This is a genomic window from Mesorhizobium sp. M1A.T.Ca.IN.004.03.1.1 (assembly GCF_003997555.1).
Taxonomy (GTDB): domain Bacteria; phylum Pseudomonadota; class Alphaproteobacteria; order Rhizobiales; family Rhizobiaceae; genus Mesorhizobium.
Genome location: NZ_RZTV01000922.1, coordinates 1 through 243, shown reverse-complemented (window position 1 = coordinate 243; position 243 = coordinate 1). Strand labels below are relative to the sequence as shown.

Here is a 243-nt window from a genome sequence, read left to right as displayed (position 1 = left end):
CTGGTGCGCCCCTTTCGGCGGCTTCCGAGCGACATTCGCCGCGACAATATATGGTACGACTTCGTGCACATGGTGATTTACAGCAATATGCCAAAGGACAACGCTGATTGTTTTTGCTGCGGTCCACATGGTTTATTGCTCGCGCCAGAGAATGGCTATCGGCTCAGCATGCCGTCACTAGGCAAGCTGTGTTGATTCGCATGTGGTTCTGGCTGCTAAGACTCCTGCGGTGGCTAGAGGAAG

Annotated in this window: 1 pseudogene; it reads left to right on the top strand. The window is 53.9% G+C overall.

Going from position 1 to position 243, the window contains the following annotated elements:
* Positions 1-195: pseudogene (locus tag EOD29_RS34375) on the top strand (ThiF family adenylyltransferase); the annotation flags it as partial.
* Positions 196-243: the final 48 nt, after the last annotated feature.